We start from the raw sequence: 22,083 nt of genomic DNA on the forward strand, positions 1-22,083 counted from the left end.
GCGGCGCGAAAGTGGGGCGCTAACGCAAGCCCGCTTCAGGCGCGGTAATGGCCGGATTTGCCGCCGAGCTTCTCGACCAGATGGATGCCCTCGATGCGCACGCCGCGCTCGACGGCCTTGATCATGTCGTAGATGGTGAGGCAGGCGACCGACACCGCCGTGAGCGCCTCCATCTCGACGCCGGTCGGTCCCGTCACCTTCACGGTGGCCCGTACCACGCAGCCCGGCAGCTTGGCGTCAGGCTCGATATCGACAATGACCTTCGACAGGGCGAGCGGATGGCAGAGCGGGATCAGCTCCGAGGTGCGCTTGGCGGCCATGATGCCGGCGATGCGCGCGGTGCCGAGCACGTCGCCTTTCTTGGCGTTGCCGGACACGATCAGATCGAGCGTCGTCTTGGTCATGACGACGCGGCCCTCGGCGACCGCCAGCCGCTCCGTCGCTGGCTTGTCCGAGACGTCGACCATCCGCGCCTCGCCGGAGGCGCCGATATGGGTGAGGGCGGGGCCGGCCTTTGCTTTGGCCTGCTTCGTCTTGGCTGAAATGGTCTTCGCCGGCTTGCGCGCCATGTCAGCGCGTGCCCGCCGCGCGCGCCGTCGCCTCGCGCGCGAGCAGCGAGCGCGTCGCCGCCGTGACGTCGGCCTGCCGCATCAGGCTCTCGCCGACCAGGAACGTCGACATACCGACGCGCTCGAGCCGGGCGAGGTCGGCGGGCGTGAAGATGCCGCTCTCGCCGACCATCAGCCGGTCCGAAGGGATCAGCGGCGCCAAGGCCTCGCTGGTCGCGAGCGTGGTTTCGAAGGTCCGAAGATTACGGTTGTTGACCCCGATCATCGGCGAGCGAAGTCTCAGCGCCCGGTCGAGCTCGGCGCGGTCATGGATCTCGATCAAGACGTCCATGCCGTAGGCGAGGGCGGCGTCTTCGAGGTCTCTTGCCGCGGCGTCATCGAGCGCCGCCATGATGATCAGGATGCAGTCGGCGCCGTGTGCGCGGGCCTCGACCACCTGATAGGGATCGAACAGGAAATCCTTGCGCAGCACGGGGAGCGAGGTTGCTTCGCGCGCGGCTACCATGAAGTCGAGATGGCCCTGGAACGAGGGCGTGTCGGTCAGCACCGACAGGCAGGCAGCGCCGCCGGTTTCATAGGCCTTTGCGAGTGCCGGCGGGTCGAAATCGGCGCGAATGAGTCCCTTGGAGGGCGAGGCCTTCTTGATCTCGGCAATCAGCGCGTAGCCGCCCTTGGCGTGCTTTGCCTTGATCGCGCGCAGGAAGCCGCGCGGCGCGGAGGCGGCCTTGGCCTGCGCCTCGACGGTGGAGAGCGGACGCGCTCGCTTCGCCGCCGCGATCTCCTCGCGCTTGTAGGTCTCGATCTTGGTCAGGATGTCGGACATGCGGGAGCTCAGCTCTTGGAGATCGTGACCAGGTGCTTCAGCTTCGCGTTGGCCGCGCCGCTGTCGATCGAGCGGACGCCGATCGCGACGCCCTCCTTGAGGTCCTTGGCGCGGCCGGCCACGACCAGCGCGGCGGCTGCGTTGAGCAGCGCCACGTCGCGATAGGGGCTCGGCTTGCCGTCGAGCACGCTCTGCAACGCGATCGCGTTGGCATCGGCGTCACCGCCTTTGAGCGCACCGGCCTCGCAACGCGGGAGCCCGGCTTCCTCCGCCGTCACCTCGAAATTCCGGATCTCGCCGTTGTGGAGCGCGGAGACGAAGGTCGGGCCGGTGAGGGTGATCTCGTCGAGACCATCGGACCCGTGCACCACCCAGGCGGAGTCGGAGCCGAGATTCTTCAGCACCTGCGCCAGCGGCTGCACCCATTGCCTGGAGAACACGCCGACCATCTGCCGCTTCACGCCGGCCGGGTTCGACAGCGGCCCGAGCAGATTGAAGATCGTGCGCGTGGCGAGCTCGACCCGGGTCGGGCCGACGTTCTTCATGGCGGGATGGTGGGCGGGGGCGAACATGAAGCCGATGCCGCATTCGCGCACGCAGCGGCCGACCTGCTCCGGCTTGAGATCGATCTTCACCCCGAGCGAGGCCAGCACGTCGGCAGCGCCCGAGCGCGACGACAGCGCGCGGTTGCCGTGCTTGGCCACGGGCACGCCGGCGCCCGCGACGATGAAGGACGCGCAGGTCGACACGTTGACCGAGCCGGAGCCGTCGCCGCCGGTGCCGACGATGTCGACCGCCTCCGGCGGCGCCTGTACGGTCAGCATCTTCGCGCGCATCGCCGCGACCGCGCCGGTGATCTCGTCCACGGTCTCGCCGCGCACCCGCAGCGCCATCAAGAGCCCGCCCATCTGCGAGGGCGTGGCCTCGCCGCTCATCATGGCATCGAAGGCGGAAGCGGCTTCGTCACGCGACAGGCTCGCGCCGGTCGCCACTTTTCCAATGATCGATTTCAGGTCGTCCATCGCGTGCTTTCAACTCACTGGTTCGCGCCGGTCACCTGCGCGAAGGCGGCCTGATTAATGGTGGTCCCGATGTCGGTTTCAAGCTTGTTGACGTAGGAAGCGACCTGCTCCTCGGTTTGGGCGCGGTCGAGGCTCTCCTTCAGCTTCTTGACCGCGTCGGAGACAAAGTCGACCGCGGGATCGACGATGTCGGTGACGCGGAACACGATCACCTCGCTGCCGCCGCTCACGGCCGTCTGTCCGATGCCGTCCTTGGCGGTGCGGAAGGCCGCCGCCACGACGGTGCCGGGCACGCCGACGGGCGAGTCGTCGCGCTTGAAGCCGCTCGCGGTCTCGACCTTGGCGCCGACGGCGGTGGCCTCGTCGGCGAGCTTGCCGCCCGCATCGAGCTTTTGCACCATCTCGGTCGCCTTGGCCTTCAGCTTGGCGGCGATCTGGTCCTGGCGCCATCGCGCCTCGACCTGATCGCGGACCTCGTCGAGATTGCGGTCGCGCGAGGGGGTGATGGCGAGCACGTCGTACCAGACATAGCCGCCTTTGAACGAGATCGCGTCGTTGTCGACGCCGACATCGGTGTTGAAGGCCTGCGATACCACGTCGAGGCCCTGCGGGATGCTGGCGACCGGCTGGCCGTTCGGGGCGCGACCGGAGCGGTCGACGGCCTCGATGGTCACGGCGGTGAGGCCGAGCTTCTGCGCCGCGTCGATCACGCTGGAGCCGCCGCCACGCTCGTCTTCCATCTTGTCGCGGAGGTCGGCGACCTTGACGCGTGCACGCTCAGTCGCGATCTCGCGCTTGATGTCGCCGGCAAGCTTGGCGTAGTCGGCCTCGGCGCCCGGCTCGATCTTGTCGACCCTGACGATCGCGACGCCGAGCCCGCTCTGGATCGGCTGGCTGATCTCGCCGGCAGGCAGCGCGAACGCGGCATCGCCGACGGCGGGCGCGAGCGAAGACTTAGTCACAAGCCCCAGGTCGACGTCGGAGGCGCTCAGCCCGCGTTCCTTGCCGATGTCCTCGAACGACGTGCCGCCGACGAGGCGCTCGCGAGCGGCCTGCGCTTCGGCAACGTTCGGAAAGACGATCTGCTGGATCTGGCGCTTCTCAGGCGTGCCGAGCCGGTCCTTGCGCTGCTCGAACATCTTCCGGGCATCCTCGTCCGAGACCTCGGTCCATTTGCCGATTTCTTCCGGCGAGACCACGACGAAGGAGATCTTGCGATATTCGGGCGCGCGGAACTGGACCTTGTGATCCTCGAAATAGGCGGCAAGCGCCTCGGGCGAGGGCGGGTCGATCGGACCGGCCTGCGCGGCGTCGAGCCGGACGAATTCAATCGAGCGTTGTTCGTTCTGGTAGCGCGTCAGGACGTCGACCATGGCCTTCGGGGGCTCGAGGCCGGCGCCGACCGTGCCGGTGATCTGCCGGCGCAGCGATACTTTGCGCTGCTCGGCGACATAGCGCTGCTCGGTGTAGCCGAAATTGCGGATCAAGGCTTGGAAGCGATTGGGGTCGAAATTGCCGCCGATACCCTTGAAGTTGGGGTCGTTCATGATGAGCTGGCGGATCTGCTCGTCGGATTGGCCAAGGCCGAGCCGGCGCGCCTCTTCGTCGAGCGCGGCCTCGGCAATGGTCTGCTGCAGCACCTGGCGGTCAAGGCCGAACGCGCGCGCCTGGTCGGGCGTCAACGGACGGCCGAACTGGCGGCTGATCTGTTGCAGGCGGTCGGTGTAGATCTGGCGGAACTCGTTGAGCGAGATCTCGGTGCTGCCGATCTTGGCGACCGTGGACTGGCCGAAGCCCTTGAAGATGTCGGCAATGCCCCAAATGCCGAAACTGATGATCAACACGCCCATCACCACGGCCATAACGATCTTGCCGAGCCAGTTCGATGAGGCCTTGCGTATTCCTCGGAGCATTTGGTCCAACTTGTTTGGTCAGGAGGGGAACGGGAGCGCGTCTTAATGCAGATTCCGCAAAAGCGCGTCACCAAATTGATAGATCATCATAAAGTGGCGGCTTTCCCCCCGCAACCTCGCCCCGGGCGACCACTTGAGGCTGCGGCGAAAGGGCCTCTGGTCTCTGGAACTGCAGGAGCACCTCTGCTAGCGCATGAACAAACCTCATTCTGCTGGACATTGACATGACCGACGCCATCCGACCGCTGATCGCGGGCAATTGGAAAATGAACGGCCTGAAAGCCCAGGCTGCTGAATTCGACGCCATGCTCAACGGGGCGGCAGACGTGGCTGGCAAGGCCGACCTGCTGGTCTGCCCGCCGGCGACCCTGGTTGCGGCGTTCGCCGAGAAGGCGCGCGGCAAGAAGGTCGCGGTCGGGGCCCAGGACTGCCACCCCAAGGCCTTCGGCGCCCACACCGGCGATATCGCCGCCGAAATGCTCGCCGATGCAGGCGCGACCGCCATCCTCGTCGGCCATTCCGAGCGCCGCGCCGACCACGGGGAGGGAGACGCGCTGATCCGGCAGAAGGCCGAGGCGGCCTGGCGCGCCAGGGCCGTTGCGATCGTCTGCATCGGCGAAACGCAGGGCCAGCGCGACGCCGGCCAGACCCTGGACATCCTGCGCGGCCAGCTCGACGGCTCGCTGCCAGATGGATCGACGGCGGCCAATCTGGTCGTGGCCTATGAGCCGGTCTGGGCGATCGGCACCGGGCTGACCCCCACAGCCAAGGATGTCGAGCAGATTCATGGGTTTATCCGGGAACTCCTGATCTCCCGGTTCAAGGCTGAGGGCGCCAAGATGCGAATTCTCTACGGCGGCTCGGTCAAGCCCGCGAACGCGGCCGAGCTGATGGCGGTGAAGAACGTCAGCGGGGCGCTGGTCGGCGGCGCCAGCCTGAAAGCGGCCGATTTCCTTGCCATCGCCAAGGGCTGCCCCTAGCTAAGTCCAAACCGCGGGACCGGGCCCGATCGGGGGTGGCAATGCCACCTCCGATCGTGTAACACCGCGCAACTTCAGGAAAACCCGCGAAGCGCGATCGGCCGCCGTCAGGCGCCGCCCGCTTGTGACGGAAGGATATCATGCAGACCGTTGTCATCGTCATCCACCTCATGATCGTCGCCGTCATGATCGGTGCCGTCCTGCTCCAGAAGTCGGAAGGCGGCGGCCTCGGCATGGGCGGCGGCGCGGGCTTCATGTCGAGCCGCGGCACAGCGAACCTTCTGACGCGGACCACAGCGATCCTGGCCGTCGGCTTCTTCCTCACCAGCCTGTTCCTGTCTTGGTATGCCGGTTACGACCGCAAGCCGTCGTCGATCATCGGCCAGCCCTCGCAGACCCAGCCGGCCGGCGGGTCGCCGATCGCGCCGCCGACGTCGGGCGGCATCCTGGATTCACTGAAGAAGGCCGACGAGCAGCAGCAGGCACCGGCTCCGACCGGTCCTCAGGTGCCGCGCTCGCAATAAAGCAGGGGGGCCATGCAGGGCGGTGGCTACCGTCCTGCATCAACAATCCCCATCAAGGCACTGTCATCACTCTTCGTTTCGGCTCACCCACAGGCCCGCAAAATCTTTGGGGCGGAATACGAATCGCTTTGGCGAATCGTATTTAGGGGATTAGAGGTTAAGTCCCATGGCGCGGTACATATTCATCACCGGCGGCGTGGTTTCTTCGCTCGGCAAGGGTCTGGCTTCGGCGGCACTGGGTGCCCTGCTGCAGGCCCGAGGCTACAAGGTCCGCCTCCGCAAGCTCGACCCCTATCTCAACCTCGATCCCGGAACGATGTCGCCGTATCAGCACGGCGAAGTGTTCGTGACCGATGACGGCGCGGAGACCGATCTCGATCTCGGTCACTACGAGCGCTTCACCGGCCGTCCCGCGACCAAGGCCGACAACATCACCACGGGACGCATCTACCAGGACATCATCTCCAAGGAGCGCCGCGGCGATTATCTCGGCGCGACTATCCAGGTTGTTCCGCACGTCACCAATGCCATCAAGGAATTCGTCCTCGACGGCAACGACGATTACGACTTCGTGCTGGTCGAGATTGGCGGCACCGTCGGCGACATCGAGGGCCTGCCGTTCTTCGAGGCGATCCGCCAGCTCAAGAACGAGCTGCCGCGCGATCACGCCGTCTACATCCATCTGACGCTGCTGCCCTATATTCCCAGCGCCGGCGAATTGAAGACGAAGCCGACGCAGCACTCGGTGAAGGAGCTGCGCTCGATTGGCATCCAGCCGGACATCCTGCTCTGCCGCACCGACCGCGAGATCCCGAAGGAGGAGCGGCGCAAGCTCGGGCTGTTCTGCAACGTGCGCGAAAGCGCCGTGATTGAGGCGCGCGACGTCGACAATATCTATGCGGTCCCCGAGGCCTACCACAATGCGGGCCTCGACGACGAAGTGCTCGCCGCCTTCGGCATCGCCTCGCGGATTCCGCCGGAGCTGCGCAGCTGGCAAGAGATCAACGAGCGCATCCGCAATCCCGAGGGCAACGTCACCATCGCCATCGTCGGCAAGTACACCGGCATGAAGGATGCGTATAAGTCGCTGATCGAGGCGCTCTCGCATGGCGGCATCGCCAACAAGGTGAAGGTCAATCTCGACTGGATCGAGAGCGAGATCTTCGAGAAGGAGGATCCGGCGCCGTTCCTCGAGCACGTCAACGGCATCCTGGTGCCCGGCGGATTCGGCCAGCGCGGCGCAGAGGGCAAGATCAGGGCGGCGCAGTTCGCGCGCGAGCGCGACGTGCCGTATTTCGGCATCTGCTTCGGCATGCAGATGGCGGTGATCGAGGCCGCGCGAAACCTCGTCGGCATCGAGGACGCCAACTCCACCGAGTTCGGCCCGACCAAGGAGCCGCTGGTCGGCCTGATGACGGAATGGCTGCGCGGCAACGAGCTCGAGAAGCGCTCGCAGGCAGGCGACCTCGGCGGCACGATGCGGCTTGGCGCCTATCCTGCAACGCTCAATCGCGGCAGCCGCGTCTCGCAGGTCTATGGCGGCGCGACCGAAATCTCCGAGCGTCACCGCCATCGCTACGAGGTCAACACCGCCTACAAGGACCGCCTCGAGCAGCACGGCTTGAAGTTCTCAGGCCTCTCGCCCGACGGCGTGCTGCCTGAAATCGTCGAGTACGAGGATCACCCCTGGTTCATCGGCGTCCAGTTCCACCCCGAGCTGAAGTCGCGCCCCTTTGAGCCGCATCCGCTGTTCGCTTCGTTCATCGAGGCGGCGGCGAAGCAGAGCCGGCTGGTATAGCCGGCTCGGTCTGCCCTGACAAAGTCTTGCTCGCACGTCCGGCTACGCGGCCGCGATGTCCATCCTGCGGCAGAAGCAAGATGCCTTGATCGGCACCTCCGCCCGCGACTGGGCAAGGTCAAGTCGCTGCTTGATCAGCGGCCTCTCGGCCTTGTCGCCACGCCGCATGAGACATTCGTGCAAGCCGTGAAGCGACCACAGATTGTCGGGATGCTGGCAGGCCCGGCTCAGCTTTCCATCGAGGCCGAGATCGGAACGGTACACTGCCTCGGCTTCCTCGATCCGTCCCTGCTCCAGCAGCAGCGCGCCGAGTGCGTGACGCGGTGGCTGCATCCATCCCCACGGCTCGTCATAGGGCAAGGCGTCGCTGAGTGCGACCGATCTGCGCAGCTCAGCGAACGCGAAGTCGTAATTGGCTTTGCGATATTCCAGTTCGCCATTCAACATCGCTTCGGCCACGCCGAGCAGGGCGACGACCTTGTTGTTGTGCACGAGCCGGCTCTCCGGCACGCGTGTCTTCGCCTGAGCGAACAACGCTTTCTCGGTTTCGGCCTCAGTGACGTGGCCAAGCGCTGAATGAGCCACCGCCTTGGCGTAGTGGATCATCGCCGTCACAGAGCAGTATAGCTCTCGATCCTCCGGCAGCTGTTGGGCAATGATGTCGTGCCATTTGCCGAAACGCACGAGAACGTGCTGCTTCATCGTCAAGTAGCCTTCCAGGAAGTCCGCCATGGGGGGCGATTGAATGCGCAGCACTGGCTCGGGCACGGTGGCAATGAGTTCCTCGGCCGCTGCGATAGCGGGGGCGTATTGACCCAGGAACATCGCGCCGTAGATGGCGAAGTGGAAGTTGTGGATGACATAGACCAGGTAGACACCCGGATCGTCCGAATAAGCGAGGAATCTGCGGTCGGTCGCCAGCGCCTTCTGATTGTAGAGCAGGACGTCGTTGTACTGCCCGCACAGCACGTCGAGATGCGTCGGCATGTGGATCAGATGGCCGCTATCGGGAGCGATCCCGCGCAGCCGGTCCCCAGCCCGCATCGCCCGTTGCGGGAAGGGCGACATCTCCATGAGGTGGACGTAGAGATGGAGCAGCCCCGGATGATTCCACGCAGCCGGCCATCGATCGAAAGCTTGTTCGAGCACGGCCCTGCATTCCTCGGTGCCAGCGCCCTTGGTGGGTTCTCCAGACTCAAGGTCCCACATCAGCCACGGCGTCTCGTTCATGATCGATTCGGCAAAGATGGCTCGGACCTCGAGATCTTCGGGATACGTGGCGAAGACCTTTCGCATCTCTCGCGTGAAGGCCTTGTCCCACGGCGCCATGTCCTCGATCGCTTCACGCTGCGGATAGCGCACCGACAAGGCGCGGATCAGCGCTTGCTCGACCGGGCTCGCCCTATCCGCCTGCGCGAGCGCGTCCTGCGTCGCATCGTATGATGCCGCCAGCGCCAATTGACGGCCTTGTGCGTCATAGCGGACCCAGGGCAGGTTGTAGTTGGGACCCGCGGCGTAGCCGATGCCCCAGTGGGCCATGGCGCAGCTGTTATCGAACTCGAGCGCCTTGCGAAAGCATTTGATTGCCTCGCCGTGGTTGAATCCGAACACCCAGTTGAGCCCTCGGTCGAACCAGAGCTGCGCATCGGGCGAAGTCGTGCTGATTTTGCGGCCGTAGGGTCCGAGATCAAAATAGGTCATTGCCTCTGCCCCCCTTTGATCGCTTCCGTCGTTTTGCCGATTGCTCTCGGGCCGTCGCCGGCTGATCCGCCGGACCGAGCCTGCACATTATCAAGAGCGCCGGCCCCGCGCTATCGAGCTATGCGCGAACCGCCATGAGGGTCGCCCGGCCGAGGCTCAAGACAGAGTTGTGGCCAGCAGGTATAACCGCCGCTCCTGTCAGGGAGGGAGCAAGAATGATCTACGAAATGCGCGTCTATCGTTGCGTGCCCGGCCGCCTACCGGCATTGCTCAAGCGGTTCGAGACCGCCACGCTGAAGATCTGGGAGAAGCATGGCATCAAGCAGGCCGGGTTCTTCACCACCCTGATCGGCGAATCCAACCAGGAGCTGACCTATTTCCTCGCCTGGGACTCGCTTGCCGAGCGCGAGAAGAAGTGGGGCGCGTTCATGACCGATCCGGACTGGATGAAGGCGCGCGCCGAGAGCGAAGCCGACGGCCAGATCGTCGCCAACATCGTCAGCCAGATCCTGGCGCCGACCGCCTTCTCGGCGGTGAAGTAGCAGGCGGCGGGCAGGGAACCCTGGCGCAACCCTGATATTCGGACCGTCCGGGCGGAAGAGGGTTGATCCGACCCTCATGCCGGCTATGGTCGCGCCGAAACGAGGGATGTGCCTTGAGCTCTTCGAATTCAGCGGCGCCGGTCGTCACCATCGGCAGGGTCAAGTTCGGCAATGATTTGCCGATCGCGGTCATTGCTGGGCCCTGCCAGCTCGAGAGCCGCCAGCATGCGCTGGAGGTCGCCTCCGCGCTGAAGGAGATCGCGGAGCGGCTGAACATCGGCCTCGTCTACAAGACCTCGTTCGACAAGGCCAATCGCACCAGCGCGGCGGCGGCGCGCGGGCTGGGTCTTGCGCAGTCGCTGCCGATCTTCGCGGAAATCCGATCCTCGCTCGGCTTGCCTGTTCTGACCGACGTGCACGAAGCCACGCAATGCGCCGAGGTGGCGCAGGCTGTGGACATCCTGCAGATTCCAGCCTTTCTGTGCCGGCAGACCGATCTGCTGCTGGCGGCGGCCGCGACCGGCAAGGTCGTCAACGTCAAGAAAGGTCAGTTCCTGGCACCCTGGGACATGGCCAATGTCGTGACCAAGATCACGAGCGCTGGCAATCCCAACGTGCTCGTCACCGAGCGCGGTGCGTCCTTCGGCTACAACACGCTCGTCTCCGACATGCGCGCGCTGCCGATCCTGGCGCGCACCACCGGCGCGCCCGTGATCTTCGACGCCACCCATTCGGTGCAGCAGCCGGGCGGGAAGGGGACGTCCTCGGGCGGCGAGCGCGAATTCGTCCCGGTGCTGGCGCGTGCAGCTGTCGCGGTCGGCGTTGCCGGCGTCTTCATCGAGACCCATCCCGATCCCGATCGCGCGCCGTCCGACGGTCCCAACATGGTACCGCTGCGCGACTTCGAGGGGCTCATCGCCCGGCTGATGGCGTTCGACGCGCTGGCAAAGAATCCGCGCTGATGCAGCAGAGCGAGGCGCGGCCGCAAGATCACGGCTTGCCGACGGCGCTTTACGTCATCTCAGGCGCAAGCTTCGCCGCTGCCTTATCGGCCCGTGCACTCGATCCGGTGCTGCCGCACGTCGCCGAGGATTTTGGCGTCAGCATCGCGACCGCCGCGGGCTTTGCCGCGGTGTTCGCCTTCACCTTCTCGATCATCCAGCCGATCATCGGGGCCGCCGCCGACCTGTTCGGCAAGACCCGGCTGATGATCGGCTGCCTCGCGCTGCTCGGCTTCGCGAACATCCTGGGCGCATTCTCGACGTCGTTCTCGGTTCTGTTCGCAACTCGCATCCTCGCGGGCATCGGCTCCGGCGGCGTATTTCCGGTGGCGCTCAGTCTGACCAGCGATCTCGTCGGTCCCGAGAAACGCCAGGTTGCGATCAGCCGCACGCTCGCCGGCGCCATGACGGGCAATCTGCTCGGCGCCTCGGCCTCAGGCCTGATCGGTGATTTCCTCGGCTGGCGCGGCGTGCTGGCGGTGCTCGGTGTCCTCGTGATCATCGCATCGATCGCGGTCGCGGCCGGCTTTCGCGGCGCCAAGGTCAAGCATCCGCCGAAGACGAGCCTCTCGGCGCTGAAGGCCGGCTATCGCACCATCTTCACCAACCCGAATGCCTATGTCTGCTATTCGGCTGTGTTCATCGAAGGCTGCTGCGTGCTCGGGCTGTTTCCCTACATCGCTTCGTTCCTGTTCGAGCTCGGCCAGACCTCGCTGTCGATCGCCGGCATCGTCATCGCCGGCTTTGCGGTCGGCGGCCTGTTCTACACGCTCACGGTGTCGCGCCTGCTGCCTTGGCTCGGCGTGAAGGGCATGATGATCGCAGGGATGACGCTGGTGGCGTCACAGCTCATCGCCGTCGCCTTCGGTCCACGCTGGGAAGTGCAGGCGCTGAATCTCGTCGTGATGGGCTGGGGCTTCTACATCGCCCATGGCTGTCTCCAGGTCTTCGCCAGCGAGCTCTCGGTCGAGGCGCGCGCCACCGCAATGTCGCTGCATTCGTTCTTCTTCTTCATGGGGCAGACGGTGGGGCCGCTCGCCTACGGCTTCGGGCTCCAGCATGCCGGCAAGATGGCGACCCTGTCGGCGAGCGCCGCGATCATGGTGCTGCTCGGCCTCGTCTGCGCGCGGCTGCTCAAGCAGCGGGCGCCGTCAGATGCGCGCGTCTGAGGGCGCGTCCGGACGAAGCGCCCTCTCAAAAAGCTTCGCAAGCAGTCCTTGTGGCGCTCAGGCGCTCGCGTAGGCCTCCTGCCAGAGGTCAAGCACCTCGTGACGCGTAATGCCACGGGTGATGAACACGATGCGCGAACGGCGGTCGGCAGCATGGGGCCATTTTGCAAGCGCCACCGGCGGATGGAAGACGTGGTGGACGCCATGAACCGCGACCGGCGTCTCTTCATCGCGAAGATTCAAGATGCCCTTGACCCGCAAGAGGTCCTCGCCCCGGGTGGCGCGCAGATGCGCGAGCCAGCGCGATACGGCCATCCAGTCAAGGGGATCGTCGAATGCGATCATGAAGCTGAGGATCGAGGCATCGTGGCTATGATGCTCGTGATGGGCATGACCGTCATCATGATGGTGGCCGCTCTCATGTGCAGCCTTGGCGACGTCGGCGAACGCCTGCTCGTTGAGCCAGCGCTCGATATCGGCTGTCTTCTTTTCGGGGTCAATGAGGGCGGCGCCGAACAGTTGAGCCGGATCGACCTCGCCATGCGCCACGTTCTCGATCCTGGCGCTGGGATTGAGCCGACGAAGCCGCAAGTCCAGTGCGTCAGTATCATTGACCAAATCGCGCTTGGTGATCAGCAGCCGGTCAGCGAGCGCGACCTGCTTCACCGCCTCGTATTGGCGGTCGAGCTGCCGCGCTGCATTGACCGCGTCGACGGTGGTCACCACGGTGTCTAGCCGAAGGAAATGCGAGACCAAAGGGTTGTTCAGCAGCAGCTGAGCGATGGGGGCGGGGTCAGCCAACCCCGTTGTCTCAACCAGAATCCTGCGGAACGGCGGGACCTCGCCACGATCGCGGCGCACCAGCAGCGCGCGCAGGGTCTCTTCCAGATCGCTGCGAATAGTGCAGCAAATACAACCACTCGCAAGCACGGCGACTTCGCCGTCCACGCGTTCCACGAGGAGGTGGTCGAGGCTGACCTCGCCATATTCGTTGATGATGACGGCGCTGTCCTTCATCGCGCCGTGGCGCAGCAGGCGGTTGAGCAGTGTGGTCTTGCCGCTGCCAAGAAAGCCGGTGATCAGTGACACCGGAGTCCGCTCGGCGGATTTGTCGCTCTCGAAAAGGCTCATCGGCGTCCTCAACCCTGGTCTTATTTTTGTCGCTGGACAACAGCCTAATGGAGGACGAGCATTCCGAAAACAGGATCTTAAGCCCGATCTCAGCGGGCACAACCCGGGAGGAAACGATGGACGATGCCAAAGGCGATGAAGAGAGGGGCGGTGCCGCGACCGATCGGCGGACCTTGCTGCGCACGGCAGGCCTTGCTGGTGCGGCTGGGGCGGCATTCGCAGGTGCGATGCACGGCAAGTTCTCACTCGCACCGATCACCGCGGCCCAAGCCCAAACGCCGGCGATGCCAAAGGGCGTGGACAAGCCTTGGTGGCCCTCGAAATGGGGCAAGGACGACGAGGCTGGCGCGTCGAACCACATCACGCCGGCGAAGGTTCTCGATGCCGTGAAGTGGATCAAGGATGGCAAGATCTACAAGATCGGCCGCGTTTACGAGCAAGGCATGCCGTTGTTCGGCGCCCGCGCATTCTCGTTGCGCATTCCCGGCGGGCCGACTGGCGGCCCGTTCGGCGACAACAAGCTCGTCTATCACGACGAGTTTCTCGCCACCGAAATCGGCCAGACCGGGACACAATTCGACGGGCTCGGCCATATCGGCATCCAGATGGGCAAGGACGGCGACAAGAGCGAGATGCGCTTCTACAACGGCTTCACCGCCGCGGAGATCAGCGACGCCTACGGCCTGAAGAAGCTTGGCGCCGAGAAGCTCAAGCCGCTGTTCACACGCGCCCACCTGATCGATATGGTCGCGCTGAAGGGCGGCATGATGGATGCGGGCCAGGAGATCACCTCGGCCGATATCAAGGCGGCGCTCGCGAAGCAAAACATCCAGGAGAGTGACATCAAGCCAGGCGATGCGATCATGTTCCACACCGGCTGGGGCTCCCTGTGGATGAAGAACAATGATCGCTACAATAGCGGCGAGCCTGGAATCGGCCTCGATGCCGCCAAGTGGATCATCGAGAAGGATCTCGCGCTGACAGCGGCCGACACCTGGGCGGTCGAAGTGGTGCCCAATCCCGACAAGTCGCTCGCCTTCGCGGTCCACGGCGAATTGCAGACCAAGTACGGCATTCTCAACCACGAGAACCTGATCTTCGACGAGTTGATTGCCGAGAAGAAGTACCAGTTCGTCTACTCGTTCACGCCATCGCCGATCAAAGGCGCGACCGGCAGCAACGGCTGTCCGATCGCGATCACCTGAGGCGGATAAAAAAGCGGGTGGGCGGGACGTCCCCGCCCACCACGCGAGCTGCGGAGCGGCGTGCGGCTCGCCTCGCATGGTCCCGGCATGGAATTCGGCGAGATGGCGATCCTGGAGCACAGCCGCAGCGCCGACGTCTTCGCCGACACGCCCGTCACCTGCCTCGAACTGCCGCTCGACAGCTTTGCCGATTACCGCCGGCTGCACCCGGAAACGTCGTTGAAGATCGTGCGCAATCTTGCCGCCATCCTGGCGCGGCGGCTGGTGCTTGCGAATGCCAAGGTGGATTTGCTGAGCGCCTACTGACTATACCGAGACATTGTTTTTCGTTCCCCTGATGCGACGCAGCGCGCCGCACTTGCGGCGTGGTGCGTTGCTGGTCCGGGGTCCGGAATTCGTGGCGCTCGGTCCCGGCTGTGCGGGGCGCAGCGTTTCGCGCTGCACCTTGCGCGGAACACGGGTGGGGGCTGTCTCACTTCGTCCACGTCACACTGGGCGGAGGAGGCTAGCTCGCGCAGCTCCTGCGATACTCAGCCGGCGTGACGTTCATGTGTCTGCGGAAAATCCGATTGAGATGGCTTTGATCGGAAAATCCGCTCAAGAGCGCAATTTCCTTCAGGGCGAGCCGATCCTTGCGCAGATGTTGGCGGGCGCGCTCCACCTTGCGGCTCAGGACATAGGCATGCGGCCGCATGCCATAGTGCACCTGGAACTTGCGCGCGAACTGCACCGGCGAGCAGTTGCAGATGTTGGCTAGCTCCTCGAGCGTGATGTTCCTGGAGATGTTCTGTTCGACATAGTCCTCGATCAGCCTTGCATGCGCTGGCCTGAAGCGCCCCTGCGGACAGGGCAGCTTGAATTCCACCGAGGCGTATTTTCGCAAGATGTGCACGCTCGCCTGAAGTGCCAGCGCATCGTAGCAGAGCCGGCCGCCCGGGCCGCCTTCGGACACTTCCTGCACCATCCGGTCACCGATCCAGGTCAGCACCGGATCTTCGATCCTGAGCAGATCGTGGAGTTCGACGCCGTCTGACTCGCGGTCGAATGCCTCGCTCGCGGTCTTCGTCATCAGGCTCGGCGAGATGTAGAAATGGCTGACTTCGAGGTCATTGCTCCAGCGCCAGTTCGAAGGCTCCGCACGTGTCAGCAGGGTTGTGACACCGCGTCCGACGTGATCCTGCTTCCAGGCGCCGGTCACACGGCGGTTCATTGACGTGGTGCCTTCGCGATAGACGACGATCAGGAAATTCTCGGACGGCGGCACCCAGATGTCGGACGGCGCATAGCGGAAGACGCGCAACCGAAAGTCAGCCTTGCCCACGGCGGAACTGTCCAGCATCAATTGGCCGGGAGCGTAGCGGGGGAGCTCCTCAACCGTGATTAATTGGCCCATCGCGCGCGACTCCTTCCCTGATTCTAAGGCGCGGTTGACCGCTTCTGCTTCTCATTGGCCGAACGGCGGAGACGAGCATAAGCCGGTTTTGCCATTTGCCAAGCGAGCCGCGTTGCCGAACTGCAGAACCGGCAACGGACGTCCGGCTTCGTTCAAAGAATTGTCCGATTTGTTCAAGCTCCGGCCGCCGGAATACTCATAGCTTCCCCCGTCCCGCACTGATGGGATCAACAATGACGCGCTGCACCACCATCCGATCGTATGACGGATGGGGAAGGTCGTGCGCACTCAAAAATCACCGAGGAGGAAGAAATGGCGGAAGCCCTGACCAAATCCAATGGAAGCAACGGTTCGCATGGACCAGCGAGATTCGATGCCGTGGTTGTCGGAGCCGGCGTCGCCGGGCTCTATCAACTCTATCGTCTGCGCGAGCAGGGATTGAGCGTCAGGGGGATCGACGCCGCGTCAGGCGTAGGCGGCACGTGGTATTGGAATCGATATCCCGGCGCGCGCTTCGACTCCGAGGCCTACATCTATCAGTATCTTTTCTCCGAGGAGCTCTACAAGGATTGGAGCTGGAGCGAGAAGTTTCCGGGCCAGCCCGAAATCGAGCGCTGGATGAACTACGTCGCCGACCGTCTCGATCTGCGCAAGGACATCCAGTTCAGTACGACGGTCAAGAGCGCGCACTTCAACGAGGCCACGCAGCGCTGGCTGGTCACGACCGACCGGGGCGACGTGATCGACACCCAGTTTCTGGTCACCTGCTGCGGCATGCTGTCGGCTCCCTACGTATCCTTTCCGGGGCAGGAGACTTTCAAGGGACGGTTGTTCCATACGGCGCGCTGGCCGGAGCAGCCTGTCGACCTCGCAGGCAAGCGCGTCGGAGTCATCGGTAACGGTGCGACCGGCATCCAGGTCATCCAGACGATCGCCGGCGATGTCGGCCATCTCAAGGTGTTCATCCGGACGCCGCAATACATCATCCCGATGAAGAATCCGAAATTTGGGGCCGCGGAGGTCGAGGACTACAAGTCGAGATTCAAGTCGCTCACCGAACGCCTGCCGCGCACATTCACCGGCTTTGAATACGATTTCGAGCACGCCTGGGCAGACCTCACGCCGGAGCGCCGCCGCGCGGTGATCGAGGATTGCTGGAATGACGGTTCCCTGAAGCTATGGATATCCTCGTTCGCCGAGCTGTTCTTCGACCCGGAGGTCAATGCCGAGATCTCCGAATTCGTGCGCGGGAAGATGCGCGAGCGGCTCGGGGATCCGAAACTGTGCGATGCGTTGATTCCTGCCGATTATGGCTTTGGAACGCACCGTGTGCCGCTCGAGCAGAACTTCCTCGAGGCCTTCCATCGCCCCAACGTCGAGATCGTCAGCGTCAAGAGCAATCCGATCGATCGCGTCACGCCCACTGGTATTCAGACCGCTGACGGTACGGTCCATGAGCTGGATGTCATTATCCTAGCAACCGGCTTCGACGCCGGCACCGGTGCCTTGACGCGCATCGATATCAGGGGCCGCGACGGCCGATCGCTGAGGGAGGACTGGGGCAGGGACATCCGCACCACGATGGGCCTGCAGGTTCACGGCTATCCCAACCTGTTCACGACCGCCGTTCCGCTCGCTCCGTCCGCCGCGCTGTGCAACATGACCACGTGCCTGCAGCAGCAGGTCGAATGGATCGATGACTGCATCAAGTACATGCGCAGCAAGGATCTGAAGGTGGTCGAGCCGACAAAGGACGCCCAGGACAGCTGGGTGGCCCATCACGATGAGATCGCAAACGCGACGCTGATCGCGAAAACCAATTCCTGGTACCTGGGCTCGAACGTCGAAGGCAAGCCGCGCCGTGTCCTGTCGTACTGCGGCGGCGTCGGCGCGTATCGACAGAAGTGCGACGAGGTCGCGGTGAACGGTTACGAGGGCTTCGCGATGCAATGAGCGCTCGCGACGCGAGCATCGACCACATCAAACAATCCAGCACGGGAGGATGATCATGATCATGAATTTTGGCGCGACGGCAGATGCCGTTCTCGACGGCGTCGTCACATCCACGCCGCGCGTGCCCGGCGTTGTCGCGATGGTGACGGACCGCCGGCGCAACATCTATGAAGGCGCAGCCGGCAAACGCCGTCTCGATCGGCCGGCGGACATGACCACCGACAGCGTCTTTGCCCTTTTCTCCACCACCAAGGCGATTACCGGCACGGCCGTTCTGCAACTCGTCGAGGAGGGCAAGCTCGATCTCGATGCGCCCGCGAAGCGTTACGCGAACGAGATCGGAAAGCTGCAGGTGATCGAGGGCTTCGATGCAGCGGGCGAGCCGATCCTGCGTGCACCGAAGCGCGATATCACCACGCGCATGCTGATGACCCACACGGCGGGCCTGAGCTACGATTTCATCAACCACACCTACAACCGGCTGGCGCAGGAGAAGGGGCAGCCCAGCGTGATCACCGCGACCAAGGCCTCCCTGATGACCCCGCTGCTGTTCGATCCCGGCGAGCGCTGGGACTATGGGACGAATCTCGACTGGTGCGGCCAGATCATCGAGGCCATCACGGGCAAGCGACTCGGTGAAGTCTTCAAGACGCGCATCTTCGAACCGCTCGGGATCAAGAACATGACCTTCGAGCTGACCGACGCCATGCGCCAGAAACTGGCCGGCATCCACGCGCGGAATGCCGACGGGTCGCTGACGCCGATGGATTTCGAGCTTCCGGCAAAGCCCGAAGTCCATATGGGCGGCCACGGCCTGTACGGCACGGTCGGCGACTACATGCGTTTCATCCGCATGTGGCTGAATGATGGGGTTGGCGAACACGGCCGCGTGCTGAAAGCCGAAACCGTTCGGATGGCGGAAAGGAACCACCTGGGCGACAGGAAGGTAACGCCGATCACGGGTGTCATCCCGTCACTGTGCAACGACGCGGAATTCTTTCCGGGCCAATCCAAATCCTGGGCGTTGAGCTTCATGGTCAACGACGAGGAAGCCCCGACAGGACGTCCCGCCGGCGCGCTGGGCTGGGCCGGGCTTGCCAACCTGTTCTACTGGATCGATCGGCAGAACAACGTCGGCGGGTTCTGGGCCACCCAGATTCTGCCCTTCGGTGATCCGACATCATTCATCGGCTATATGAACTTCGAGACGGCGCTCTACCAGAGCCTGAGGAAGCGCTTGGCAAGCTAGGACCGTGCTGCGAGAGCGGCCTCGTCGCTGTCGACCGAGGCCGTTTTCTCTTGATGGTCACACGTGACCGAGCATGCCCTAGCCCCGCCCGCGATAGGGCGCCACGCCTTGCTCCGGCACCCAGAGTCCCTTCGGCACGCGGCCGGTCTGCCAGAACACGTCGATCGGGATGCCGCCGCGCGGATACCAATAGCCGCCGATGCGCAGCCATTTCGGCTTGATCTCGCTGGCGATGCGCTTGCCGATCATGACGGTGCAGTCCTCGTGGAAGGCGCCGTGATTGCGGAAGCTGGCGATGTAGAGCTTGAGCGATTTCGATTCCAGCAGCCAAGCGCCTGGCGCGTAGTCGATCATCAGATGCGCGAAATCCGGCTGGCCCGTAACCGGGCAGAGCGAGGTGAATTCCGGCACGGTGAAGCGCACCAGATAATCCGTGCCTTTCTGCGGATTGGGCACGCGGTCGAGTTGGGCCTCTTCCGGCGTGTGCGGCCATTCGACCGCGCGGCCGAGCTGGAGGGACTTTTTCGCCATCGTCGTCAACATCCTGTGGAGCATGATCCGGAAAAGTGGGCACCGGTTTTCCGAAAGATCATGCTCAATTAAGCAATAGGAGCGCGATAAGATCGCGCTCCAGAGGATGCCGGGATGGACGCAAACGGGCTCGTCGTCAACCGGCGGCGATTGTCTGGATCATGACGATGCGGTCGTTGCCGGACTCGCAGCCCCAAAGCTCGCCCGGCCGCCCGTCGAGCTGGCGGACATTGGCGTTGGCCTTGTCGCTGGCGAAGACGTTGAACTTCTCGGTGGCGGGATCGAAGCGCACGATGGCGTTGGCGGAGAAATCGGTCAGCCAGACCTTGTCCTTGTCGTCGACATAAACGGCATAGGCGCGGGGACGTTCGCCTGGCAGCTTCCAGGTCTTCCACGAGCCGTCCGCGGGATCATGCACCGAGACGTGGCCGCTGTTCCACTCGCTGACCCAGATCCGGCCCCTCGAATCCGACCAGACGCGCCGCGACCCCTGGTTCGGGGTCGGCGGCTCGACCACGGTCGCATTGCCGCCCGCGCGGTCGATCTTCGCGATATGGCTGCCGCCGAGGGAGGCGTACCAGATATCGCCCTTGGGCGTGACCGTGATGCCGTAGGGGCCGACCCCCTTCGGTGCCTTGAACACGTTCATCTCGCCGGTCTTCGGAGACAGCCGGCCGTAATAGCCGGACTGGCCGGTGAACCAGTAGGTGCCATCCCTGTCGAACACGCCGGTGTTGAGATTGGCGGAGGCTAACTTTTCCGGCAGGCGGAACAGCGTCACCTTGAGATCGGCGGGGTCGACCCGCGCAATCGCGTTCTGGCCGCCCTCGGTGATCCAGGGCGCGCCATCGGGCCCGATGGTCACGCCGTGTGGGGCCGCGCCCTGGCCGAGGCTGACCGTCTTGAAACGGCCATCGCGTGGATCGAGGCTGCCGAGCAGGCCCTTGCCCTGCGCGGTGAACCAGATCGTGCCGTCAGGGGCGGGCGTGAGATCGTGCAGGCCGATGCCTGGGCTGATCGGGTAGTATTTCGTCCGGAACGGGCCTTCCTGCGCAAAACCTGGGCGGGTGGCAAGCAGCGCGGCACTCGAAGCAAGAAATTGGCGGCGATTCATGGCGTTACCCCGACTGTTTGAGATTGAGGTTGGGCACGCGGACCAGATGCGGTCGAGCATATTCTGAGGCGCCTTTCGCGTCAGTCGGAGCCGTGCGTCCAAGCGTTCACATTTGCTTGCGGCCCGTGTAAGACCCGCGGCACCGATCAGCCCCAACGAACGGAAGTGGACATCATGACCGCCATCATCGACATCATCGGCCGCGAAATTCTCGATAGCCGGGGCAATCCCACCGTCGAGGTCGATGTCGTGCTGGAGGACGGGGCGCTCGGCCGCGCCGCGGTTCCGTCCGGCGCCTCCACCGGCGCCCATGAGGCCGTGGAACTGCGCGACGGCGACAAGGCGCGCTATCTCGGCAAGGGCGTGACCAAGGCGGTCGGCGCCGTCAATGGCGAGATCTTCGAGGCTCTGAGCGGCCTCGATGTCGAGCAGCAGGCCCAGATCGACCAGATCATGATCGACCTCGACGGCACGCCGAACAAGAGCCGGCTGGGCGCCAACGCCATCCTCGGCGTCTCGCTGGCCTGCGCCAAGGCGGCCGCGAATTCGCTCGACATGCCGCTCTATCGCTATGTCGGCGGCACCTCCGCGCGCCTGCTGCCGGTGCCGATGATGAACATCATCAACGGCGGCGTGCACGCCGACAACCCGATCGACTTCCAGGAATTCATGATCCTGCCGGTCGGCGCCTCGAGCTTTGCCGAGGGCCTGCGCTACGGCGCGGAAGTCTTCCATACGCTGAAGTCCGAATTGAAGAAGGCCGGCCACAACACCAATGTCGGCGACGAGGGCGGTTTCGCTCCGAACCTGCCGTCGGCGGACGCCGCGCTCGACTTCGTCATGAATGCGATCGGCAAGGCCGGCTTCAAGGCGGGCACCGACATCATGCTCGGCCTCGACTGCGCCTCGACCGAGTTCTTCAAGGACGGCAAATACGTCTATGAAGGCGAGGGCAAGACCCGTTCGATCTCCGAGCAGGCGAAGTATCTTGCCGACCTCGTCGCGCGCTATCCGATCGTGACCATCGAGGACGGCATGTCGGAAGACGACATGGACGGCTGGAAGGAGCTCACCGACCTGATCGGCAAGAAGTGCCAGCTGGTCGGCGACGACCTCTTCGTCACCAACGTCAAGCGCCTTGCCGAAGGCATCAAGACCGGCCGCGCCAACTCGATCCTGATCAAGGTCAACCAGATCGGCACGCTGACCGAGACGCTCGCCGCGGTCGAGATGGCGCACAAGGCCGGCTACACCTCGGTGATGTCGCACCGCTCCGGCGAGACCGAGGATTCCACCATCGCCGACCTCGCGGTCGCCACCAATTGCGGTCAGATCAAGACCGGCTCCCTTGCAAGGTCCGACCGGACCGCCAAATACAACCAGCTCTTGCGCATCGAGCAGCAGCTCGGCAAGCAGGCGCTCTATGGCGGCAGGGCGGCACTGAAGGCGCTGGCGTAAGCCGGCG

20 protein-coding genes are annotated in these 22,083 nt (G+C 64.2%); 11 read left to right on the top strand and 9 right to left on the bottom strand.

What is annotated here, in order from left to right; genetic code table 11:
- Nucleotides 1–35 precede the first annotated feature (35 nt).
- The 4 genes from moaC to I6F21_RS17915 are packed head-to-tail and all read right to left on the bottom strand — an operon-like array spanning nucleotide 36 to nucleotide 4,327.
- Nucleotides 36–569, bottom strand: a complete 534-nt coding sequence (moaC, locus tag I6F21_RS17900; protein WP_036025198.1) for a cyclic pyranopterin monophosphate synthase MoaC — start codon at nucleotides 567–569, stop codon at nucleotides 36–38.
- Between the two features lies 1 nt (nucleotide 570).
- Nucleotides 571–1,392: an indole-3-glycerol phosphate synthase TrpC gene (gene trpC, locus I6F21_RS17905; RefSeq protein ID WP_225140017.1), complete on the bottom strand. Its 822-nt coding sequence runs from the start codon at nucleotides 1,390–1,392 to the stop codon at nucleotides 571–573.
- Between the two features lie 8 nt (nucleotides 1,393–1,400).
- The gene (gene trpD / locus I6F21_RS17910) at nucleotides 1,401–2,414 is read right to left on the bottom strand and encodes an anthranilate phosphoribosyltransferase (RefSeq protein WP_036009921.1); all 1,014 of its coding nucleotides are present in this window, start codon (nucleotides 2,412–2,414) and stop codon (nucleotides 1,401–1,403) included.
- A gap of 14 nt (nucleotides 2,415–2,428) precedes the next feature.
- On the bottom strand, nucleotides 2,429–4,327 hold the full coding sequence (locus I6F21_RS17915; RefSeq protein WP_036009918.1) for a SurA N-terminal domain-containing protein: 1,899 nt from the start codon (nucleotides 4,325–4,327) through the stop codon (nucleotides 2,429–2,431).
- 224 nt (nucleotides 4,328–4,551) lie between these two features.
- Here I6F21_RS17915 and tpiA point away from each other — a divergent pair, with 224 nt between their 5' ends.
- The 3 genes from tpiA to I6F21_RS17930 all read left to right on the top strand — a co-directional run bounded on the left by tpiA (nucleotide 4,552) and on the right by I6F21_RS17930 (nucleotide 7,629).
- Nucleotides 4,552–5,307: a triose-phosphate isomerase gene (gene tpiA, locus I6F21_RS17920; protein WP_036009915.1), complete on the top strand. Its 756-nt coding sequence runs from the start codon at nucleotides 4,552–4,554 to the stop codon at nucleotides 5,305–5,307.
- A 140-nt stretch (nucleotides 5,308–5,447) separates the two neighbouring features.
- Nucleotides 5,448–5,831, top strand: a complete 384-nt coding sequence (gene secG / locus I6F21_RS17925) for a preprotein translocase subunit SecG (protein ID WP_036009912.1) — start codon at nucleotides 5,448–5,450, stop codon at nucleotides 5,829–5,831.
- A gap of 166 nt (nucleotides 5,832–5,997) precedes the next feature.
- The gene (locus tag I6F21_RS17930; RefSeq protein WP_057030501.1) at nucleotides 5,998–7,629 is read left to right on the top strand and encodes a CTP synthase; all 1,632 of its coding nucleotides are present in this window, start codon (nucleotides 5,998–6,000) and stop codon (nucleotides 7,627–7,629) included.
- Between the two features lie 42 nt (nucleotides 7,630–7,671).
- Here the strand turns inward: I6F21_RS17930 and I6F21_RS17935 are convergent, their stop codons facing one another.
- Entirely contained in the window at nucleotides 7,672–9,087 is a 1,416-nt protein-coding gene (locus I6F21_RS17935; RefSeq protein WP_225140016.1) for a hypothetical protein, read from the bottom strand.
- Between the two features lie 458 nt (nucleotides 9,088–9,545).
- On the opposite strand from I6F21_RS17935, the gene I6F21_RS17940 reads away from it, so the two are divergent.
- The 3 genes from I6F21_RS17940 to I6F21_RS17950 all read left to right on the top strand — a co-directional run bounded on the left by I6F21_RS17940 (nucleotide 9,546) and on the right by I6F21_RS17950 (nucleotide 12,042).
- On the top strand, nucleotides 9,546–9,872 hold the full coding sequence (locus tag I6F21_RS17940) for an NIPSNAP family protein (RefSeq protein ID WP_057030503.1): 327 nt from the start codon (nucleotides 9,546–9,548) through the stop codon (nucleotides 9,870–9,872).
- 113 nt (nucleotides 9,873–9,985) lie between these two features.
- Nucleotides 9,986–10,834: a 3-deoxy-8-phosphooctulonate synthase gene (kdsA, locus tag I6F21_RS17945; RefSeq protein WP_036009900.1), complete on the top strand. Its 849-nt coding sequence runs from the start codon at nucleotides 9,986–9,988 to the stop codon at nucleotides 10,832–10,834.
- On the top strand, nucleotides 10,834–12,042 hold the full coding sequence (locus I6F21_RS17950) for an MFS transporter (protein ID WP_225140015.1): 1,209 nt from the start codon (nucleotides 10,834–10,836) through the stop codon (nucleotides 12,040–12,042). The genes kdsA and I6F21_RS17950 overlap by 1 nt, the downstream gene beginning before the upstream one ends.
- A gap of 57 nt (nucleotides 12,043–12,099) precedes the next feature.
- On the opposite strand, the gene I6F21_RS17955 is transcribed toward I6F21_RS17950, so the two are convergent.
- Nucleotides 12,100–13,173, bottom strand: a complete 1,074-nt coding sequence (locus tag I6F21_RS17955; protein ID WP_225140014.1) for a GTP-binding protein — start codon at nucleotides 13,171–13,173, stop codon at nucleotides 12,100–12,102.
- 116 nt (nucleotides 13,174–13,289) lie between these two features.
- Between I6F21_RS17955 and I6F21_RS17960 the strand changes: the two genes are divergently transcribed.
- Entirely contained in the window at nucleotides 13,290–14,378 is a 1,089-nt protein-coding gene (locus tag I6F21_RS17960; protein WP_225140013.1) for a cyclase family protein, read from the top strand.
- A gap of 60 nt (nucleotides 14,379–14,438) precedes the next feature.
- Nucleotides 14,439–14,684 carry a cyclic nucleotide-binding domain-containing protein gene (locus I6F21_RS17965; protein ID WP_225140012.1) on the top strand — a complete coding sequence of 82 codons (246 nt, stop codon included), beginning with the start codon at nucleotides 14,439–14,441 and terminating at the stop codon, nucleotides 14,682–14,684.
- Nucleotides 14,685–14,883: 199 nt separating this feature from the next.
- Here I6F21_RS17965 and I6F21_RS17970 read toward each other — a convergent pair whose 3' ends face one another.
- Nucleotides 14,884–15,771 (bottom strand): AraC family transcriptional regulator, encoded by an 888-nt coding sequence (locus I6F21_RS17970; protein WP_225183352.1) that lies wholly within the window; start codon nucleotides 15,769–15,771, stop codon nucleotides 14,884–14,886.
- A gap of 312 nt (nucleotides 15,772–16,083) precedes the next feature.
- Here I6F21_RS17970 and I6F21_RS17975 point away from each other — a divergent pair, with 312 nt between their 5' ends.
- Together I6F21_RS17975 and I6F21_RS17980 are read left to right on the top strand one after the other, a co-directional pair.
- On the top strand, nucleotides 16,084–17,724 hold the full coding sequence (locus I6F21_RS17975) for an NAD(P)/FAD-dependent oxidoreductase (RefSeq protein ID WP_225140010.1): 1,641 nt from the start codon (nucleotides 16,084–16,086) through the stop codon (nucleotides 17,722–17,724).
- A gap of 55 nt (nucleotides 17,725–17,779) precedes the next feature.
- Nucleotides 17,780–18,973: a serine hydrolase domain-containing protein gene (locus I6F21_RS17980; RefSeq protein WP_225140009.1), complete on the top strand. Its 1,194-nt coding sequence runs from the start codon at nucleotides 17,780–17,782 to the stop codon at nucleotides 18,971–18,973.
- Nucleotides 18,974–19,051: 78 nt separating this feature from the next.
- On the opposite strand, the gene queF is transcribed toward I6F21_RS17980, so the two are convergent.
- Nucleotides 19,052–19,528, bottom strand: coding sequence for a preQ(1) synthase (gene queF / locus I6F21_RS17985; RefSeq protein WP_225140008.1), 477 nt, complete (start codon nucleotides 19,526–19,528; stop codon nucleotides 19,052–19,054).
- 112 nt (nucleotides 19,529–19,640) lie between these two features.
- Nucleotides 19,641–20,618: a lyase gene (locus I6F21_RS17990; protein ID WP_225140007.1), complete on the bottom strand. Its 978-nt coding sequence runs from the start codon at nucleotides 20,616–20,618 to the stop codon at nucleotides 19,641–19,643.
- Between the two features lie 174 nt (nucleotides 20,619–20,792).
- On the opposite strand from I6F21_RS17990, the gene eno reads away from it, so the two are divergent.
- Nucleotides 20,793–22,076, top strand: coding sequence for a phosphopyruvate hydratase (gene eno / locus I6F21_RS17995; RefSeq protein WP_036009930.1), 1,284 nt, complete (start codon nucleotides 20,793–20,795; stop codon nucleotides 22,074–22,076).
- The last annotated feature ends 7 nt before the right edge of the window (nucleotides 22,077–22,083 follow it).

Origin of the sequence: Bradyrhizobium sp. NBAIM03, assembly GCF_020194055.1 — a bacterium.
Classification (GTDB): domain Bacteria; phylum Pseudomonadota; class Alphaproteobacteria; order Rhizobiales; family Xanthobacteraceae; genus Bradyrhizobium; species Bradyrhizobium yuanmingense.

What these genes read in the sequence shown, in the direction of transcription:
- tpiA (WP_036009915.1), top strand. Translation starts at nt 4,552, where the DNA reads ATGACCGACGCCATCCGACCGCTGATCGCGGGCAATTGGAAAATGAAC.
- I6F21_RS17915 (WP_036009918.1), bottom strand. Translation starts at nt 4,327, where the DNA reads ATGCTCCGAGGAATACGCAAGGCCTCATCGAACTGGCTCGGCAAGATC.
- trpC (WP_225140017.1), bottom strand. Translation starts at nt 1,392, where the DNA reads ATGTCCGACATCCTGACCAAGATCGAGACCTACAAGCGCGAGGAGATC.
- I6F21_RS17950 (WP_225140015.1), top strand. Translation starts at nt 10,834, where the DNA reads ATGCAGCAGAGCGAGGCGCGGCCGCAAGATCACGGCTTGCCGACGGCG.
- I6F21_RS17955 (WP_225140014.1), bottom strand. Translation starts at nt 13,173, where the DNA reads ATGAGCCTTTTCGAGAGCGACAAATCCGCCGAGCGGACTCCGGTGTCA.
- moaC (WP_036025198.1), bottom strand. Translation starts at nt 569, where the DNA reads ATGGCGCGCAAGCCGGCGAAGACCATTTCAGCCAAGACGAAGCAGGCC.
- I6F21_RS17940 (WP_057030503.1), top strand. Translation starts at nt 9,546, where the DNA reads ATGATCTACGAAATGCGCGTCTATCGTTGCGTGCCCGGCCGCCTACCG.
- I6F21_RS17930 (WP_057030501.1), top strand. Translation starts at nt 5,998, where the DNA reads ATGGCGCGGTACATATTCATCACCGGCGGCGTGGTTTCTTCGCTCGGC.
- eno (WP_036009930.1), top strand. Translation starts at nt 20,793, where the DNA reads ATGACCGCCATCATCGACATCATCGGCCGCGAAATTCTCGATAGCCGG.
- I6F21_RS17980 (WP_225140009.1), top strand. Translation starts at nt 17,780, where the DNA reads ATGATCATGAATTTTGGCGCGACGGCAGATGCCGTTCTCGACGGCGTC.
- secG (WP_036009912.1), top strand. Translation starts at nt 5,448, where the DNA reads ATGCAGACCGTTGTCATCGTCATCCACCTCATGATCGTCGCCGTCATG.
- I6F21_RS17990 (WP_225140007.1), bottom strand. Translation starts at nt 20,618, where the DNA reads ATGAATCGCCGCCAATTTCTTGCTTCGAGTGCCGCGCTGCTTGCCACC.
- I6F21_RS17975 (WP_225140010.1), top strand. Translation starts at nt 16,084, where the DNA reads ATGGCGGAAGCCCTGACCAAATCCAATGGAAGCAACGGTTCGCATGGA.
- I6F21_RS17970 (WP_225183352.1), bottom strand. Translation starts at nt 15,771, where the DNA reads ATGGGCCAATTAATCACGGTTGAGGAGCTCCCCCGCTACGCTCCCGGC.
- queF (WP_225140008.1), bottom strand. Translation starts at nt 19,528, where the DNA reads ATGCTCCACAGGATGTTGACGACGATGGCGAAAAAGTCCCTCCAGCTC.
- I6F21_RS17960 (WP_225140013.1), top strand. Translation starts at nt 13,290, where the DNA reads ATGGACGATGCCAAAGGCGATGAAGAGAGGGGCGGTGCCGCGACCGAT.
- trpD (WP_036009921.1), bottom strand. Translation starts at nt 2,414, where the DNA reads ATGGACGACCTGAAATCGATCATTGGAAAAGTGGCGACCGGCGCGAGC.